The 15120-nt window shown below is 72.9% G+C and carries 13 protein-coding genes and 1 tRNA gene; 6 read left to right on the top strand and 8 right to left on the bottom strand.

The genetic code is table 11. The features are described from left to right. Positions 1 to 40: 40 nt before the first annotated feature. The 4 genes from ABD080_RS16135 to ABD080_RS16120 form a co-directional block, all read right to left on the bottom strand. Positions 41 to 757, bottom strand: coding sequence for a response regulator transcription factor (locus ABD080_RS16135; RefSeq protein ID WP_137771473.1), 717 nt, complete (start codon positions 755 to 757; stop codon positions 41 to 43). 54 nt (positions 758 to 811) lie between these two features. After that, the gene (locus tag ABD080_RS16130; RefSeq protein ID WP_343906398.1) at positions 812 to 1267 is read right to left on the bottom strand and encodes a LapA family protein; all 456 of its coding nucleotides are present in this window, start codon (positions 1265 to 1267) and stop codon (positions 812 to 814) included. A gap of 93 nt (positions 1268 to 1360) precedes the next feature. Then, positions 1361 to 3025, bottom strand: a complete 1665-nt coding sequence (locus ABD080_RS16125; RefSeq protein WP_343906396.1) for a DNA repair helicase XPB — start codon at positions 3023 to 3025, stop codon at positions 1361 to 1363. A 100-nt stretch (positions 3026 to 3125) separates the two neighbouring features. Next, complete coding sequence (locus tag ABD080_RS16120; RefSeq protein ID WP_343906394.1) at positions 3126 to 3887, bottom strand: DUF7847 domain-containing protein; 762 nt, start codon at positions 3885 to 3887, stop codon at positions 3126 to 3128. Positions 3888 to 4142: 255 nt separating this feature from the next. Between ABD080_RS16120 and gndA the strand changes: the two genes are divergently transcribed. Beyond that, positions 4143 to 5603, top strand: coding sequence for an NADP-dependent phosphogluconate dehydrogenase (gene gndA, locus ABD080_RS16115; protein ID WP_343906392.1), 1461 nt, complete (start codon positions 4143 to 4145; stop codon positions 5601 to 5603). 99 nt (positions 5604 to 5702) lie between these two features. Here gndA and ABD080_RS16110 read toward each other — a convergent pair whose 3' ends face one another. Together ABD080_RS16110 and ABD080_RS16105 are read right to left on the bottom strand one after the other, a co-directional pair. Next, the gene (locus tag ABD080_RS16110; RefSeq protein WP_343906390.1) at positions 5703 to 5990 is read right to left on the bottom strand and encodes a hypothetical protein; all 288 of its coding nucleotides are present in this window, start codon (positions 5988 to 5990) and stop codon (positions 5703 to 5705) included. 203 nt (positions 5991 to 6193) lie between these two features. Further along, positions 6194 to 8359 carry a helicase-associated domain-containing protein gene (locus ABD080_RS16105; protein ID WP_343906388.1) on the bottom strand — a complete coding sequence of 722 codons (2166 nt, stop codon included), beginning with the start codon at positions 8357 to 8359 and terminating at the stop codon, positions 6194 to 6196. A 27-nt stretch (positions 8360 to 8386) separates the two neighbouring features. Here ABD080_RS16105 and ABD080_RS16100 point away from each other — a divergent pair. Both ABD080_RS16100 and ABD080_RS16095 read left to right on the top strand, forming a co-directional pair. Further along, a tRNA-Leu gene (locus ABD080_RS16100) sits at positions 8387 to 8460 on the top strand. A gap of 44 nt (positions 8461 to 8504) precedes the next feature. Continuing rightward, positions 8505 to 9236 (top strand): YggS family pyridoxal phosphate-dependent enzyme, encoded by a 732-nt coding sequence (locus ABD080_RS16095; RefSeq protein ID WP_137771467.1) that lies wholly within the window; start codon positions 8505 to 8507, stop codon positions 9234 to 9236. Positions 9237 to 9263: 27 nt separating this feature from the next. Here ABD080_RS16095 and ABD080_RS16090 read toward each other — a convergent pair whose 3' ends face one another. Then, positions 9264 to 10355 (bottom strand): ROK family transcriptional regulator, encoded by a 1092-nt coding sequence (locus tag ABD080_RS16090; RefSeq protein ID WP_137771466.1) that lies wholly within the window; start codon positions 10353 to 10355, stop codon positions 9264 to 9266. 152 nt (positions 10356 to 10507) lie between these two features. Between ABD080_RS16090 and ABD080_RS16085 the strand changes: the two genes are divergently transcribed. The 3 genes from ABD080_RS16085 to cls all read left to right on the top strand — a co-directional run bounded on the left by ABD080_RS16085 (position 10508) and on the right by cls (position 14506). Next, positions 10508 to 11857, top strand: a complete 1350-nt coding sequence (locus ABD080_RS16085; RefSeq protein ID WP_137771465.1) for an MFS transporter — start codon at positions 10508 to 10510, stop codon at positions 11855 to 11857. Positions 11858 to 12013: 156 nt separating this feature from the next. Beyond that, positions 12014 to 12943, top strand: coding sequence for a Bax inhibitor-1/YccA family protein (locus ABD080_RS16080; RefSeq protein WP_343906385.1), 930 nt, complete (start codon positions 12014 to 12016; stop codon positions 12941 to 12943). Between the two features lie 69 nt (positions 12944 to 13012). Then, positions 13013 to 14506 carry a cardiolipin synthase gene (gene cls, locus ABD080_RS16075; protein WP_343906383.1) on the top strand — a complete coding sequence of 498 codons (1494 nt, stop codon included), beginning with the start codon at positions 13013 to 13015 and terminating at the stop codon, positions 14504 to 14506. Between the two features lies 1 nt (position 14507). On the opposite strand, the gene ABD080_RS16070 is transcribed toward cls, so the two are convergent. Beyond that, positions 14508 to 15120 (bottom strand): hypothetical protein (locus tag ABD080_RS16070; protein ID WP_343906381.1); only part of this gene is annotated, 613 nt, incomplete at its 5' end.

The raw sequence follows: 15120 nt of genomic DNA, 5'->3' as shown, positions 1-15120 counted from the left end.
TCGGAGGGTCGGGAGGGCCACGGGAGCTGCGGGGAGCGGGTCAGCGAGACTCGGCCGCGCGGAGCACGTAGCCGATGCCGCGCTTGGTGTGGATCATCGGGTCGCCCACCACGTCGACCTTGCGGCGCAGGTAGGAGATGTAGGACTCGACGATGCCGACCTCGCCGGACCAGTCGTAGTCCCACACGTGGTCGAGGATCTGGGTCTTGGAGACCACGCGCCCGGCGTTGAGCATGAGGTAGCGCAGGAGCTTGAACTCGGTGGGGGAGAGGTCGATCGCGACGTCGCCGCGGTAGACCTCGTGGGAGTCCTCGTCCAGGCGCAGGTCGCCCACCACGAGGGCGCTCTCGACCGCGCCCTCCGCGGCGCCGTGGGTGCGGCGCAGCACCGCCCGGATGCGGGCCACGACCTCCTCGAGGCTGAAGGGCTTGGTGACGTAGTCGTCGCCGCCGACGGTGAGGCCGTTGACCTTGTCCTGCGTCTCGTCGCGCGCGGTGAGGAAGAGGATCGGGTACTCCTCGCCGCGGTCGCGCAGGCGGCGGGTGACGGTGAAGCCGTCCATGTCCGGGAGCATCACGTCGAGCACGACGAGATCCGGCTGGTGCTCGGTGGCCTCACGGATCGCCTCGTTGCCGGTGGACGCCGTGAACACCTCGAAGCCCGCGAAGCGCAGCGACGTGGCGAGCAGGTCGCGGATGTTGGGCTCGTCGTCGACGACGAGCAGTCGGGCCTCGTACTCCTGGTCAGCGGTGTTCATGGCGCCCACCGTCCTCCCTCAGCCTGGGAATCGGTTGGACGTCCGCTGGACGGATCAGCGGACGGCGTTCTGGATCTTGGCCTGGGTCTTACGGAGCTTGCGGATGGTCCAGCTCAGCTGGAAGATCCGCACGGAGCCCACGAGCGCCATGACCAGCGCGCCTGCGATCGCCGCGAGCAGCATCGCCACGCCGAGCGGGAGATCGAACTGCGCGCCGAAGTACTCGAAGGTCGCCTTGACGTTGTTCTGGATCACGAAGATCAGCAGCAGGACGAGCACCACGGCGCCGAGGATCAGCGCGATCCAGATGCCGGCGGTCTTGCCGCCGCCGGTCTTGACGTCCTCGATCTCCGGGGTGCGGGGCTGCTCGGAGGTCTCTGCACGGCGGCGCGGCGCGGGCGCCGGCTCCGCGGGCCGGGAGACGGGCTCGGTGCCCGCGGTCGGGGTGGGATCGATCGGCTGGGGATCACGCGCGACGGGACGGTCGGTGCTCTCGGGTCCGGTGCTCATGGCTCGCTCCTGGGGAATGGGTGCGGGGGAAGGGATGCGATCTGGCGCCACTGTATCCCCGCCCCCGGTCGCGGGCGGGCAGGTGGGGCGGGGTCAGCCGGCGTCGGCCGCACGCTCGGGGGCGGCGAGGTCCTCGCCGTCCACGATCGTGTACGCGTAGCCCTGCTCGGCGAGGAAGCGCTGACGGTGCGCGGCGAAGTCCTGGTCCTGCGTGTCCCGCATGACCACGGTGTAGAAGTGCGCGGTGCGGCCGTCGCCCTTGGGGCGCAGCAGGCGCCCCAGCCGCTGGGCCTCCTCCTGCCGCGAGCCGAACGCACCGCTCACCTGGATCGCGACCGAGGCCTCCGGGAGGTCCACGGAGAAGTTCGCGACCTTCGAGACGACCAGGCGGTCGATCTCGCCGCTGCGGAACGCGGCGAACAGCTCCTGGCGCCGGCGCACGCTCGTCTGCCCCGTGATGAGCTCCGAGCCCAGGTGCGCGGCGATCTCCTCGAGCTGGTCGAGGTACTGGCCGATCACGAGCAGCGGCTCCCCGGGATGCCGGGCCGCCAGCCGCTCGACGACCGGGATCTTCGCGGGGTGCGCGGCGCCCAGGCGGGGACGGTCCTCCGGCTCCGCCATCGCGTAGGCCATGCGGTCCTCCGCGGGCATCGCGACCCGCACCTCGGTGCAGTCCGCGGGGGCGATGTAGCCCTGCGCCTCGATGTCCTTCCACGGGGCGTCGTAGCGCTTGGGGCCGATCAGCGAGAACACCTCGCCCTCGCGGCCGTCCTCCCGCACGAGGGTCGCGGTGAGCCCCAGCCGGCGCCGGGCCTGGAGATCCGCGGTCATCCGGAACACGGGCGCGGGCAGCAGGTGCACCTCGTCGTACAGGATCAGACCCCAGTCGCGGGCGCTCATGAGCTCGAGGTGCGGGTGCACGCCCTTCCGCTTCATCGTGAGCACCTGGTAGGTGGCGATCGTGACGGGACGGATCTCCTTGCTCGCGCCGGAGTACTCGCCGATCTCCTCCTCGGTGAGGGAGGTGCGGCGCAGCAGCTCGTCGCGCCACTGGCGGGCGGAGACGGTGTTCGTCACGAGGATCAGGGTGGTGCGGCCCATCGCGGCCATCGCCCCCGCGCCCACGATCGTCTTGCCCGCGCCGCAGGGCAGGACGACCACGCCGCTGCCGCCGTGGCGGAAGCCGTCCACGGCCTCCTGCTGGTAGGGGCGCAGCGACCAGCCGTCCTCCGCGAGGCCGATCGGGTGCGCCTCGCCGTCGACGTAGCCGGCGTGGTCCTCCGCGGGCCAGCCGAGCTTCAGCAGCGCCTGCTTCAGGGCGCCCCGCTCGGAGGGGTGCACGGCGGAGGTGTCCTCGTCGATCCGGGCGCCGACCATGCCCTGGACCCGCTTGGAGCGCAGCACCTCCTCGAGCACGGGGCGGTCCGTGGTGCGCAGCACGAGGCCGTGGTGCGGATCGGCCTCGAGGCGAAGGCGGCCGTAGCGGTCCATGGTGTCCGCGACGTCGAGCAGCAGCGCATGCGGCACCGGGTAGCGGGAGTGGTCCACGAGCGCGGCGACGACGGACTCGGCGTCGTACCCGGCGGCGCGCGCGTTCCACAGGCCCAGGTCGGTGATCCGGTAGGTGTGCACGTGCTCGGGGGCGCGCTCGAGCTCCGCGAACGGGGCGATCGCCGCGCGCGCCGCGGCCGCGCGCTCGTGGGCGACCTCGAGCAGCAGGGACTTGTCGCTCTGGACGATGAGGGGGCCGTCGGTCATCCCGCCAGGCTACGCCGGGCAGGAGGCCGACGGCCCCCTCACGTGGCGCCCCTCTCGGGGCGCCCCGGGATCGGCCGACGGGACCGGCCGAGGTGAGTCCTCAGGCGCTGCGCAGGTCCGGGAGCTCCCGGCCGCTCAGGCGCTCGAACATCCCCAGCTGGAAGAGGATCGTGAAGGGGACGAGCGCGATGACCGTGATGATCAACGACCCGGCGACGGAGCCGATCACGGAGAGCACGAGCCACGCGACGATCGTGGTGCCGAGGTTCGCGCGGACCAGCCGCACGCTCTGCTTGAGCGCCTCGACGGGGGAGGCGCCGCGGGCGGCGGCCGGGATCGCGTAGAAGAAGGCGATCGAGGCGACGAGGCCCGGCAGGTAGAGCAGGAACGTGCCGATCGTGACGATCACACCCATGAGCAGCGCGGTGAGCATGATCCGGCCCGGGCCCACGAGGGCCTGGCCGATGCTCGGGCGGCCGCCCTCGAGGATCAGCTCGCCGGCGCGGCCGGTGCCGGACTCCCACAGCAGCATGATCGGCACGAGGAGCAGCAGGATCCCGAACATGATCGCGTAGGCGGCGACGAACATCCCGAGCTCGGGCTCCGCGTACGGATCCGAGGGCATCGCGTTGACCATGTAGACGGCGAGCCCGGCGATCGAGGCGCCCACCACGATCAGGGTCAGCAGCCCGTAGACGGCGCCCGCGACGAGGAACGCGGCGGGGTTGCGCAGCAGGGAGCGGCCGGCGAAGGCGAGGGCGGCGCCGAGGTCCGCGCCGAGATCCGTCCCGGGGTGGGGCCCGGGAGCCTGCGGGACGGGCTGCTGCTGCGGCGCGCCGGGAGGCGGCGGGACGGTGGACATGGTGGGTCTCCCCTCGGAGGGCGTCGGATTGTGAGCGGCGACACCGGCGGACCCCCGGCCACGGCCGGTTCCCCACGCCGTCAGCGCAGGAAGAGCCTAGGTGACGGCCCCGCGCGCGGCGCAAGCGGTGGCACGCTCCGACACAGGACCGCCGAGGTCCCTAGAATGGTCTGCGATGCCCCGGGGCGGGGCGCGCGACGCACCGCGGACGCGGCGACCCTCCCCGGTTCACACCCACCGATCCGAGGAGATCCCATGGCAAGCTTCGCTCCGTCCCCCGCTGATGTCGCCGACATCGGTGTCACCGGAATGGCGGTGATGGGCTCCAACCTGGCCCGCAACTTCGCCCGCAACGGCTTCAAGGTCGCGATCCACAACCGCTCCGTCGGCAAGACCGAGAAGGTCATCGACTCCTACGGCACCGAGGGCGAGTTCTACCCCTCGGAGTCCGCCGCCGAGTTCGTCGCCTCCCTGCAGAAGCCCCGCGTCGCGATCATCATGGTCAAGGCCGGCGGCCCGACGGACGCCGTCATCGACGAGCTCGCCGAGCTCATGGACGAGGGCGACATCATCGTGGACGCGGGCAACGCCCTGTACACCGACACGATCCGTCGCGAGTCCGCCCTGCGCGAGAAGGGCCTGCACTTCGTGGGCTCCGGCGTCTCCGGCGGCGAGGAGGGCGCCCTCAACGGCCCCTCGATCATGCCCGGCGGCACCAAGGAGTCCTACGACCGCCTCGGCCCGATGTTCGAGAAGATCTCCGCGCACGTCGACGGCGCCCCCTGCTGCACCCACGTGGGCGCGGACGGCGCGGGCCACTTCGTGAAGATGGTCCACAACGGCATCGAGTACGCCGACATGCAGGTCATCTCCGAGGCCTACGACCTCATGTCCAAGGCGCTCGGCAAGGGCGCCTCCGAGATCGGTGACGTCTTCGCCGAGTGGAACAAGGGCGACCTCGAGTCCTTCCTCATCGAGATCACCGCCGAGGTGCTCCACCACCAGGACGCCACCTCCGGCAAGCCGTTCGTGGACGTCATCCTCGACCAGGCCGCCCAGAAGGGCACCGGCGCCTGGACCGTGCAGACCGCGCTCTCCCTGGGCGTGCCGGTCACCGGCATCGCCGAGGCCACCTTTGCGCGCTCCACCTCCGGCGGCACCGCGCAGCGCGAGGCCGCCCGTGCGGTCCTCCCGGCGGAGACCCAGCAGCTCGAGATCTCCGACGAGGCGCAGTTCGTCGACGACCTCCAGAAGGCGCTCTACGCCGCGAAGCTGGTCTCCTACTCGCAGGGCTTCGACGAGATCGCGGCCGGCGCCAAGGAGTTCGGCTGGGACATCAACCTGGGCGACATGGCGAAGATCTGGCGCGGCGGCTGCATCATCCGCGCGAAGTTCCTCAACCGCATCACCGAGGCGTACGACCGCAACCCGGAGCTCGCGCTCCTGCTCGCGGACGAGTACTTCACCGCTGAGATCGCCAAGTGCGTCCCGGCCTGGCGCCGCGTGGTGGCCTACGCCGCCGCCTCCGGCTTCCCGGTCCCGGTGTTCTCCTCGACCCTGTCCTACTACGACGCGGTCCGCGCGGAGCGTCTCCCGGCCGCCCTGGTCCAGGCGCAGCGCGACTACTTCGGCGCGCACACCTACCAGCGCGTCGACACCGAGGGCACCTTCCACGTGGAGTGGTCCGAGGATCGTCGCGAGTCCAAGCAGGACTGAACCTGACGCAGGGCTGAGGCCCTGCTGACGACGGAAGGCCCGGACCGTGAGGTCCGGGCCTTCCGTGCGTCCGGGCCGCTGTGCCCGGGGCGGTGGTGCTCAGTACGTGGTGTCCACGGACGCCGAGAACGCACCGATGGCGAAGAGGATCGCGTACATCGCGATGATGAGGACCCAGATGATCGCGAAGACGATCCAGCCCCACTTGTAGAGCTTGTTCGCCAGCGGGAGGTCGGTGTCGGCCTTCACGAGGCCGAGGATCGCCAGGACGATCGTGGGGATGTTCATGCCGCAGACGCACGCGACGACGAGCTGGACGATCCACTTCGTCTTCGAGACGGGGGCGCCGCCGGTGGTCGAGGCGGTGGGGGCGGTGTAGTCGGTCATGGTGACTCCTTCGGATGATCGAGCACCGGGCGCGTAGCGCCCGGCCCCAGGTCCTCCGATCGAGGGTGACGACCGGTCCTGGCGCGAGCGATCGTAACCTGGGAACCCCCGGGGAGCGCCATGGGGAGGAGTCCCCATGGCGTGTCGCTGGCCGGGGAGGACGTGAATCCCTCGACTACCGGACGGTCACCGGCGATGGGGGCTCAGCCGAGCGTCACCCGGTGCACGAGCACGGTGAACTCCTCGGGCTTGCCCGGCTCCCGCGCCCGCAGCCGCCCGCCGTCGAGGGAGACCGGCAGCGCCCGGCGCACCACGACCCCGCCGCGGCCGTCGACGATGCCGAGGTCCAGCTCGGCGCCCTGCGAGATCGCCTCGAGCAGCCGGTCCGTGACGGAGAGGTCGCCCTCGCCGTCCTCCGCCGCGCGCAGCCGGGCCACGGCCTCCGCGGGGGCGAGTCGCAGCTCGGGGCCGTCCACCGTGACGAGGTCCGTGTCCACGCCGCCGCCGGTCAGCGCGTGCGTGAGCTCGGGCCCGCCGGCGCGGCCGTCGGGGCCGACGGCCGCAGGGGAGAGCCCCGCCTTCCGGGCGACCTGCAGGGCGAAGCCCGCGTCGGAGAGCGTCACGGCGACCGTCGGCGCGATCCGGTGCAGGGTCAGGGCTGCCGCCTCCGGGGCGGCCTGCAGCAGGTCCAGCACCTCCGCGGGGGCGGTGAGCACGGTCGAGGCGCGCGAGACGCACACCCGCCCGTGGCGACGCTGCTCGTCCCGCACGAGGTACTCGAGCGCCTGCGGAACCGGGGTGCGTGAGGTCGCCGTCAGCAGGGCGAGGAGGTCCTCGGGGTCCCGGCCTGCGGCGAGGGCGCGGCGCAGCGAGGCCGCCTCGAAGCGCAGCGTGAGCGCGCCGCCGCGGGAGACCGGCGTCGCCCAGTCCAGCAGCGGCAGCAGGCGCTCCGACGGGCGGCCGGGGATGACGGCGGTGAGGTCCGCGTCGAGCAGTATCTCGTCGACCGGGGGAGGGGAGGCCTCGTGGAGGGCGGCGGCGAGGCGGGCGTCGGCCGTCGTGACGTCGTCGTCGAGGGCGAGTGCGAGGGCGTCGCCGAGCACGGTGAGCGCGCCGTCGTCGATCACGCCGAGCACCTCGCCCTCGGCGAGCACCGCCTCGGCCTCCTCCTGGATGGTCGCGGCGGGGACCAGCGGGAACGCCCAGGCGAGGTTCGCGGCGAGGGACTCGGCGGTCGCGGCGACCCCGGGGGCGGCCCGCAGGGCGCGCAGGGCGCTGCCGCGACGCGTGCGGGCGCCGTCGCGGCGGGTGAGGTCGGAGAGCAGGGAGCGGGTCGCCCCGGAGGGATCGGGGGTGCCGACGATCGTGGCGAGGTGGCGGCCGTGCGCCCAGGCGAGCACGAGCTCGGCCCAGCGCTGCTCGGCGCCGCGCTCGCGGAAGGCGTCCCAGTCCCGGGTCGCCTGCCACTCCTGGCCGTCGTGGCCCAGCAGACCCGCCTGCCAGCCGCTCTGCAGCACGGTCGCATACGCGAGCACGGTGGTGCCTGCGCGCTCGGCGAGTCGGCGCAGGTCCCGCTGCGGGATCCCGCCGCGGCGCAGCACCCCCGGCGGGTCCTCGTCGAAGCCGCGCACGGTGCCCAGCAGGCGCAGCGCCTCGAAGGCCCGCTCGACGGCCTGCGCGGCCCGGCTGCCGGGGATCCGCTCGGTGACCTCGGGCCCCTCCGGCGCCGGCCGCAGCGGGGAGAAGGCGCGGCGCACCCGGCCGCCCCGCAGGGCGAGATGCACCGGCCGCGGGATGACGAGCCCGGACTCCTCGCGGCGCAGGAAACCGGAGGCCTCGAGGGTGCGGGCGAGCGCGCCGTCCCCGGTGACCTCGGCCGGGCCCCAGGCGAGCGCGTCGAGCACCGGTGCGGGCACGCCGTCGGCCCGGGCGCGGTCCAGCAGCGCCTGCGCCTTCTCGGAATCCGGGTCCGACGGATCGGCGGGGGCGAGGCCGGCGGGGGAGCGCAGGCCCTCGCGCAGCGGTCGCACGAGGTGCAGGGCGTCCTCGCCCCACAGCAGGGCGAGGGTCGTGAGGCGCTCGAGGGCGGGGCCGACGGCGGCCGGCTCGGCGGAGACGGCGGCCGCGAGCGCCCCGGGGGAGGCGCCGTCCTCGAGCACGGCGAGCGCCTCGACGAGGTGCAGCTCGGGGAGCGTGAGCGCCTGGAGCGCGCGGCGGGCGGAGGTGGGCCCCGCGGCGCGGGCGGCGAGCGGGCCGATCCCGTGGGGCACCGGCGAGGCGAGGTCCGGCCGGGCGACGAGCAGGGCCTCGAGGCGGTCGTCGCCGAACCTTCGCAGGGAGTCCGCGAGGGACCGGATCGCAGCGGTCATGATCACCCCAGCATAGGCTGAAGCCTCGCCCCCATAGCCCAACCGGCAGAGGCAGCCGCCTTAAAAGCGGCGCAGTGCGGGTTCGAACCCCGCTGGGGGCACCTCGTACCCTGGTGCGGTCCTGCACCTCGTCCCGGACGGAGCCATGAGCACCTCCCCGCCTGCCCCCTCTCTCGCCGAGCGCCTCGACGCGGTGCTCGGGCGGATCGACGCCGCCGCGGAGCGCAGCGGGCGGGACGCGTCGGCGATCACCCTGCTGCTCGCGACGAAGACCCGCACCCCGGCGGAGGTCGCCGAGGCGGTCGCGCTCGTCCGCGAGCGGGGCCGGCGCCTCGCCGTGGGGGAGAACCGCGCCCAGGAGATCGCGAAGCACGCGGACCCGCTGCTCGCGGGCAACGGCGTGCCGCGGCACTTCATCGGCCGCCTGCAGACGAACAAGGCACGGGACGTCATCGCCTTCGCGGAGCTCGTCCACAGCGCGGACCGCGACGACATCGTCGACGCCCTCGAGCGCCGCGCCGAGCTCGCCGGCACCTCGCGGGACGTGCTCGTGCAGGTCAACACCTCCGGCGAGGAGTCCAAGGGTGGGTACGCGCCGAGCCTCGAGGCGCTCGCCCCGGTCGTGGACCGGCTCGGGTCGAGCGACTGGCTGCACCCCGTGGGGCTCATGACGATCGGCGCGAACACGAGCGAGGAGTCGCAGGTGCGGGCCTCGCTGCGGTCGCTGCGGGAGCTGCGGGACGCCCTCGCCGCCCGCCCCGGCGCCCCGGCGCTGCCGGAGCTGTCCATGGGGATGAGCGGGGACCTCGAGATCGCCGTCGAGGAGGGCGCGACGATCGTCCGCGTCGGCTCGGCGATCTTCGGCGCCCGCGCCTGAGCGCCCCGCGTCGCGACGGCGCGCGGATCAGCCGGCGCCGACGAGCGCCTGCGGGATCCCGTACTCGTGCTCGAGCACCTCGCACGCGGCGCCCACCGCGATGAGGTCGGTGCCCCGCGTGGAGAGCATGACCTCCACGTGCTGCCAGGGCTCCCCGTGCAGCCCCGCCTCGAGCACCTCGCGGATCGCGTCCATCGTGCGGCCGTGATGCGCGTGGACGGTGCGGCCGCCGAGCACGATCCGGTCCACGTCCACGAGCCGCACGAGATCCAGCACGATGCTCGCGATGATCCGGGCGGCGAGCGCGTCGTCGCCCGCGGCGAGGGCGGCCTGGTGCTCGGCCTGCGCGCAGCCGCGGCGACCGCAGGTGCACGGCTCGCCGTCGAGGCGCACGACCGTGTGGCCCACCTCGCCGGCGTGGGAGTGGGCGCCGCGCACGATCCGCCCGTCGAGGCAGAGCGCCGCGCCGAGGCCGTCCTCGACGAGCAGCAGGGCGGCGTCGCGCAGCAGTCCGGGCTGGGACCAGGTCTCGCCCACGAGGGCGGCGCGCGAGTCGTGGTCCAGGAGCACGGGGAGGTCGAGCTCCGCGGCGAGCAGCGCCCGCAGCGGGGCGCCGCGCCAGGGATCGGGCCAGGAGGTGCCGCGGTAGACGCCGTCGGCCGCGTCGACCGGGCCGGGCATGCCGAGGCCCACGCCGACGAGCTCCCCGTCACCGTGCCCGGCGAGCTCGCGCGCCTGGGCGGCGAGGGTCGCGACGAGCTCGGGGACGGGCTGCAGCCGGCCGATCTCGAGCTCGCGGCGGGCGATGATCTCGCCGGAGAGGTCGGCGACGACGCCGTGCAGGCGGGAGCGGGTCAGGTGCAGTCCGATCGCGCGGCGGGAGCCGGGCTCCATGCGGTACAGGGTCGTGGGCTTGCCGGGGCCGGCGATCACGGTGCCGGCCTCCGCGACCAGGCCGCGGCCCATGAGGCGGCCCAGGATCTTGGAGATGGCCTGGGGCGTCACCTGCAGCGCGGCGGCGAGCTCGGCGCGGGAGACGGGTTCGCCGCGGCGTGCGACGGCGAGCACGGCGGCATCGTGCGCGCCCGCCACGCGGTCGAGAGCGCCCGGGGATCCCATCGCGCCATCGTCGCACGGGACGTGATCTGGGTCAGGTCCGTCCGGGAGTTCGGCCCCGACCCCTTGACGTATCGCAACAGCGTTTGCTTATTCTGGTGGCGGGTCGATGGAGCCCGTCCCTGCACGCACTCCCCGCAAAGGTCGAACGCCTCATGACCACCATCGACGACCAGACCGGCACCGCCGTCACCCGATCCGCCGAGCCCAGCACCCGGACCGGCGTCCACGCCGCCCTCACCCCCGCCCGCCGCCGCCTCGCGCTCCTCGCGATCGCCCTCGGCGGCTTCGGGATCGGCGGCTCCGAGTTCGTCTCCATGGGCCTGCTGCCCGGGATCGCGGACTCCCTCCTCCCCGGCCTCATGGCCACCGACCCCGAGCGCGGCATCGCCCACGCCGGCGTCGCCATCTCCGCCTACGCCCTCGGCGTCGTCGTCGGCGCCCCCGTGCTGGCCCTGCTCTCCGTGCGCTGGAGCCGCACCTCGATGATCGTCGCCATGGCGGGCGCCCTCGCCGTGGGCACCCTGCTCTCCGGCATCATGCCGACCTTCGAGCTCACCGTCGCCGCGCGCTTCCTCGCCGGCATCCCGCACGGCGCCTACTTCGGCGTCGCCTCCCTGCTCGCCGCCTCCCTCATGGGCCCCGGCAACCAGGGCAAGGGCGTCGCCTTCGCGCTCTCCGGCCTCACCGTCGCGAACCTCGCGGGCGTCCCCGTGCTCACCGCCGTCGGCCAGGCCCTCGGCTGGCGTGCCGTGTATCTGCTGCTGACCCTCGTCTTCGTGCTCACCGTCGTCGCGCTCCTGCGCACCGTCCCGCGCGAGGCCAGGGTCGAGGGCCGACGCATGGTCGACGAGCTCGCCGCCCTGCGCCGCCTCCAGCTCTGGATCATCATCGGCATCGCCGCGATCGGCTTCGCGGGCGCCTTCGCCGTCTTCAGCTACATCGCGGACATCACCACGCGCGTCACCGGCGCCCCCGCGGCCGCCGTGCCGTGGGTGCTCGTCGCCGCAGGCCTCGGCATGACCATCGGCAACCTCGTGGGCGGTGCCGGCACGGACCGCTCCCTCGAGAAGACGCTGCTCATCGGCTTCCCGCTCTACATCGCCTCGCTCGTGGGCCTGTTCCTCGTCGCGCACACCTCGCTCACCGCGCTGATCGTGGGCTTCTTCCTCGTGAACCTCACGAACTCCGTGCTGAACCCCGCCATGCAGACCTGGCTGATCCGCGTGGCCCGGCGCTCCGAGGTGCTCGGCGCCTCCTTGAACCACGCCGCGTTCAACGTCGCCAACGCCCTCGGCGCCGCGCTCGGCGGTGCGGTCATCGCGGCGGGCTTCGGCTACCAGGCGCCGATGGTCGTCTCGATCGTGCTCTCCGTGCTCGGCTTCGTCATGGTCTCCGGGACGCTCGTCGCGCTCCGGGTGCGCGCCCGCCGCACCCTCCGGACCCTCCGCGAGAACGAGCTGCCCGTGACCGGCTCGATCCCCGCGGTCACCGTCGACGCCTGAGACCCCTCGGGGGTTCGCTCCGGGCGGAGCCCGCACCCAGCCACGGTGCGGGAATGCCCGATACAGTGGGCGCGTCGGCATTGTCGGGACGCTGGAGAACGGCACCTCGCGACCGGCACCGGCCCGCCACGACGTCCATCTGAGGAGCCCTCGCCCATGGCACGCCACAACATCATCCTCGGCCAGGACAAGGCCGTGCGGAACGCGTCCTCCGCGCCGCAGTTCGGCCAGTCCTCGCAGCAGAGCGCCTACGCCCAGCCCGACTCCCGCACCCAGTGGTCCTCCGGCTTCGGCCCGCAGGCCTCCCAGGCCCCGCAGTTCGGCGGCGGGCAGCAGGAGGACCTCGAGGCGATCTACGCCCGCCCCTCCGCGACCGGCCACGACACCGGCCGGATGACCATGCGGGACGCCCTGAACGCGATCACCGCGACCCTCGGCGTCATCGTCGTCATCGGCTTCGTCGTCGCGATCACCCCGGCGCTCCTGAGCGCGACCGGCGGCACCGCCGGGGCGCAGGCGGGCCTCGCGATCACCGGCGTCGCGACCGCGATCGGCGCGATCGGCGGCCTCGTGCTCGGCCTCGTCAACGCCTTCAAGCGCGAGCCCTCCGCGATCCTCGTGCTGCTCTACGCCGTGGCGGAGGGCCTCCTGCTGGGCGGCATCTCCGGGACCATGGAGTACTACTACCCCGGCATCGCGCTGCAAGCCGTGGTCGGCACCCTCGCCGTCGCGGTCACCGTGCTGCTCCTCTTCCGCGCGGGCATCCTGCGCACCTCGCCCACGCTCACGAAGATCTTCGCGGTCGCGATGATCGCGTACCTGCTCTTCGGTCTCGTGAACATCGGGTACCTGCTCTTCACCGGGCAGAGCCTCCGCGACGGCGTGCTCGGCCTCGTCATCGGCGGCCTCGCCGTGTGCATGGCCTCCTACTCGCTCGTCATGGACTTCGAGGACGTCCAGCGCGCCGCCAACGCGGGCGTCGCCCGGAAGTACGCCTGGCGCTGCGCCTTCGGGCTCGCCGCGACCCTCGTGTGGCTCTACATCGAGATCCTGCGCATCCTCGCGATCCTGCGCGGCAACGACTGAGCCGGCGCATTCCGTAGGCTGAGCGGCGGGTCCCCGGAACCGGGGGCCCGCCGCTCCGTCGTGAAGGGAATGCCCGTGCAGGGTCTCTGGCAGTGGATCACCGAGCACGGCGTCGTCGTGGGCACCTACGCCCTGCTCGTCGTCGACATCGTCCTGCGCCTCGCAGCGCTCGTGGTGGTGCCCCGCAACCGGCGCCCCGGCTCCGCGCTCGCCTGGCTGCTCGCGATCATGGTGCTGCCGATCGTGGGCTTCCCGCTGTACCTCATGCTCGGCAAGGCCCAGCTGCCCCGCGCCCGCCGCGAGAAGCAGCAGCAGGTCAACCGCCTCATGCGGGTGCGGGCCCAGGGCATCCCGGACAGCGAGCTCGACGAGGACAGTCCTAGCTGGCTGCAGTCCGCCGTGCGCCTGAACCGCGAGCTCGGCGCGTTCCCGCTCGTCGGCAACAACGACGTGGAGCTCGAGATCGACTACGAGACCTCCCTCGCCCGCATGGCCGCGGACATCCGCACCGCCCGCGAGGACGTCCACGTGCTCTTCTACACGATAGGGCTCGACGAGGTCACCGCCGACTTCTTCGGCGCCCTCGGCGAGGTCGCCGACCGCGGCGTCACCGTGCGCGTGCTCTACGACCACTGGGGCTCGGTGAGCCACCGCCGCGAGTACAAGGCCATGCGCCGCTTCCTCGACGCCCACGGCATCGCCCACTTCCCGATGATGCCCATGCGCCCCTTCCGCGACGGCGCCTTCCAGCGGCCGGACCTGCGCAACCACCGCAAGCTCCTCGTCATCGACGGCGCCCGCGGCTGGATGGGCAGCCAGAACCTCATCGCCTCCCACTACGACAAGCTGGCGAACATCCGCCGAGGCCTGCACTGGCAGGAGACCATGGCCCGGCTGCGCGGGCCGATCGTCTCGGAGCTCAACCTGCTCTTCGGCATCGACTGGTACTTCGAGTCCGACGAGGTGCTCGAGGACGAGGAGCTCGTGCGCCAGGCGCCGGACACCTCCGGCACCTACGAGTGCCAGCTCGTGCCGAGCGGGCCGGGCTTCGTGCTCGAGAACAACCTGCTGCTGTTCAACCAGCTCTTCTACTCCGCGCGCCACCGCATCTGCGCCGTGAGCCCGTACTTCGTCCCGGACGAGTCGATGCTGGCCGCCCTCACGACGGCCGCGAAGCGCGGCGTCGAGGTCGAGCTGTTCGTCTCCGAGATCGGGGACCAGTTCCTCGTCTTCCACGCCCAGCGCTCGTACTACACGGCGCTGCTCGAGGCGGGGGTGCGGATCCACCTCTACCGGGCGCCCACGATCCTCCACGCCAAGCACGTGACGATCGACGACTCGGTGAGCGTGATCGGCTCCTCCAACATGGACATCCGCTCGTTCCTGCTGGACATGGAGAGCTCGATGATGGTGGGCGGCTCCGACTTCATGGAGCGCATGCGCGAGGTGGAGGACGTCTACCGCTCCCGCAGCCGGGAGCTGACCCTCGAGGAGTGGAAGAAGCGGCCGGCACCCATGATGCTGCTGGACAACCTGTGCCGGCTCGCCTCCTCGGTGGTCTGAATCAGCCGGAGAGGCCGGTGAGGGAGTCGTACGCGGTGTTCTGCGCCTCCTCGTGCTCGGTGACGCCGACGGCGACGTCGGAGATGAAGGCGGAGGGACCCTCGGGCGTGCTGATGACGGCGACCATGATCCGCGTGCCGTCGGTCTTCTCGAGCTTGTCCTGGCCGAAGTGCAGCACCCCGGTGGTGCGGTAGCCGGACATGCCCGCCACGGTCACCGGCTCGGTCACCTGGTCCTGCACGGAGCGTCCCGAGGTGCCGTCCCAGATGGCGCTGTTGGAGACGAGGCACGCGAAGATGCGCTCCGCGGCGTCGCGGTCCCCGGGGTACTCGACCCCCGGCTGCCACTCGACCTTGCCGACCGCGACGGTGGAGTACCAGGTGCCCTCGACCTTCGCCGCTGCCCGGGACGCGTCGGTCACGAAGTTCGCCTGGGTGGTGTCGGTGCGGTCGTCGAAGCCCTTCGGGGGGATCATCTCGAGGCCGCCGCCGCGCAGCTTGCCCGAGGGGTTCTTCGAGCTGCGGGTCTGGTCGGGGGACCAGCACCGCTCCTCCTCCGCGGCGCTGGTCGCCTCCGTGGTCTGCTCGGTGCTCGCGCTCGCCGACTCGGTGGTC

The sequence above is a fragment of the Brachybacterium rhamnosum genome, from assembly GCF_039526185.1.
Lineage (GTDB): Bacteria > Actinomycetota > Actinomycetes > Actinomycetales > Dermabacteraceae > Brachybacterium > Brachybacterium rhamnosum.
Note: the sequence above shows the minus strand (reverse complement) of the source record. Positions and strands in the feature narration are given on the sequence as shown.

Excerpts from the sequence above, each read along its gene's own strand:
- ABD080_RS16135 (WP_137771473.1), bottom strand. The coding sequence starts at position 757 with ATGAACACCGCTGACCAGGAGTACGAGGCCCGACTGCTCGTCGTCGAC.
- ABD080_RS16130 (WP_343906398.1), bottom strand. The coding sequence starts at position 1,267 with ATGAGCACCGGACCCGAGAGCACCGACCGTCCCGTCGCGCGTGATCCC.
- ABD080_RS16125 (WP_343906396.1), bottom strand. The coding sequence starts at position 3,025 with ATGACCGACGGCCCCCTCATCGTCCAGAGCGACAAGTCCCTGCTGCTC.
- ABD080_RS16120 (WP_343906394.1), bottom strand. The coding sequence starts at position 3,887 with ATGTCCACCGTCCCGCCGCCTCCCGGCGCGCCGCAGCAGCAGCCCGTC.
- gndA (WP_343906392.1), top strand. The coding sequence starts at position 4,143 with ATGGCAAGCTTCGCTCCGTCCCCCGCTGATGTCGCCGACATCGGTGTC.
- ABD080_RS16110 (WP_343906390.1), bottom strand. The coding sequence starts at position 5,990 with ATGACCGACTACACCGCCCCCACCGCCTCGACCACCGGCGGCGCCCCC.
- ABD080_RS16105 (WP_343906388.1), bottom strand. The coding sequence starts at position 8,359 with ATGACCGCTGCGATCCGGTCCCTCGCGGACTCCCTGCGAAGGTTCGGC.
- ABD080_RS16095 (WP_137771467.1), top strand. The coding sequence starts at position 8,505 with ATGAGCACCTCCCCGCCTGCCCCCTCTCTCGCCGAGCGCCTCGACGCG.
- ABD080_RS16090 (WP_137771466.1), bottom strand. The coding sequence starts at position 10,355 with ATGGGATCCCCGGGCGCTCTCGACCGCGTGGCGGGCGCGCACGATGCC.
- ABD080_RS16085 (WP_137771465.1), top strand. The coding sequence starts at position 10,508 with ATGACCACCATCGACGACCAGACCGGCACCGCCGTCACCCGATCCGCC.
- ABD080_RS16080 (WP_343906385.1), top strand. The coding sequence starts at position 12,014 with ATGGCACGCCACAACATCATCCTCGGCCAGGACAAGGCCGTGCGGAAC.
- cls (WP_343906383.1), top strand. The coding sequence starts at position 13,013 with ATGCCCGTGCAGGGTCTCTGGCAGTGGATCACCGAGCACGGCGTCGTC.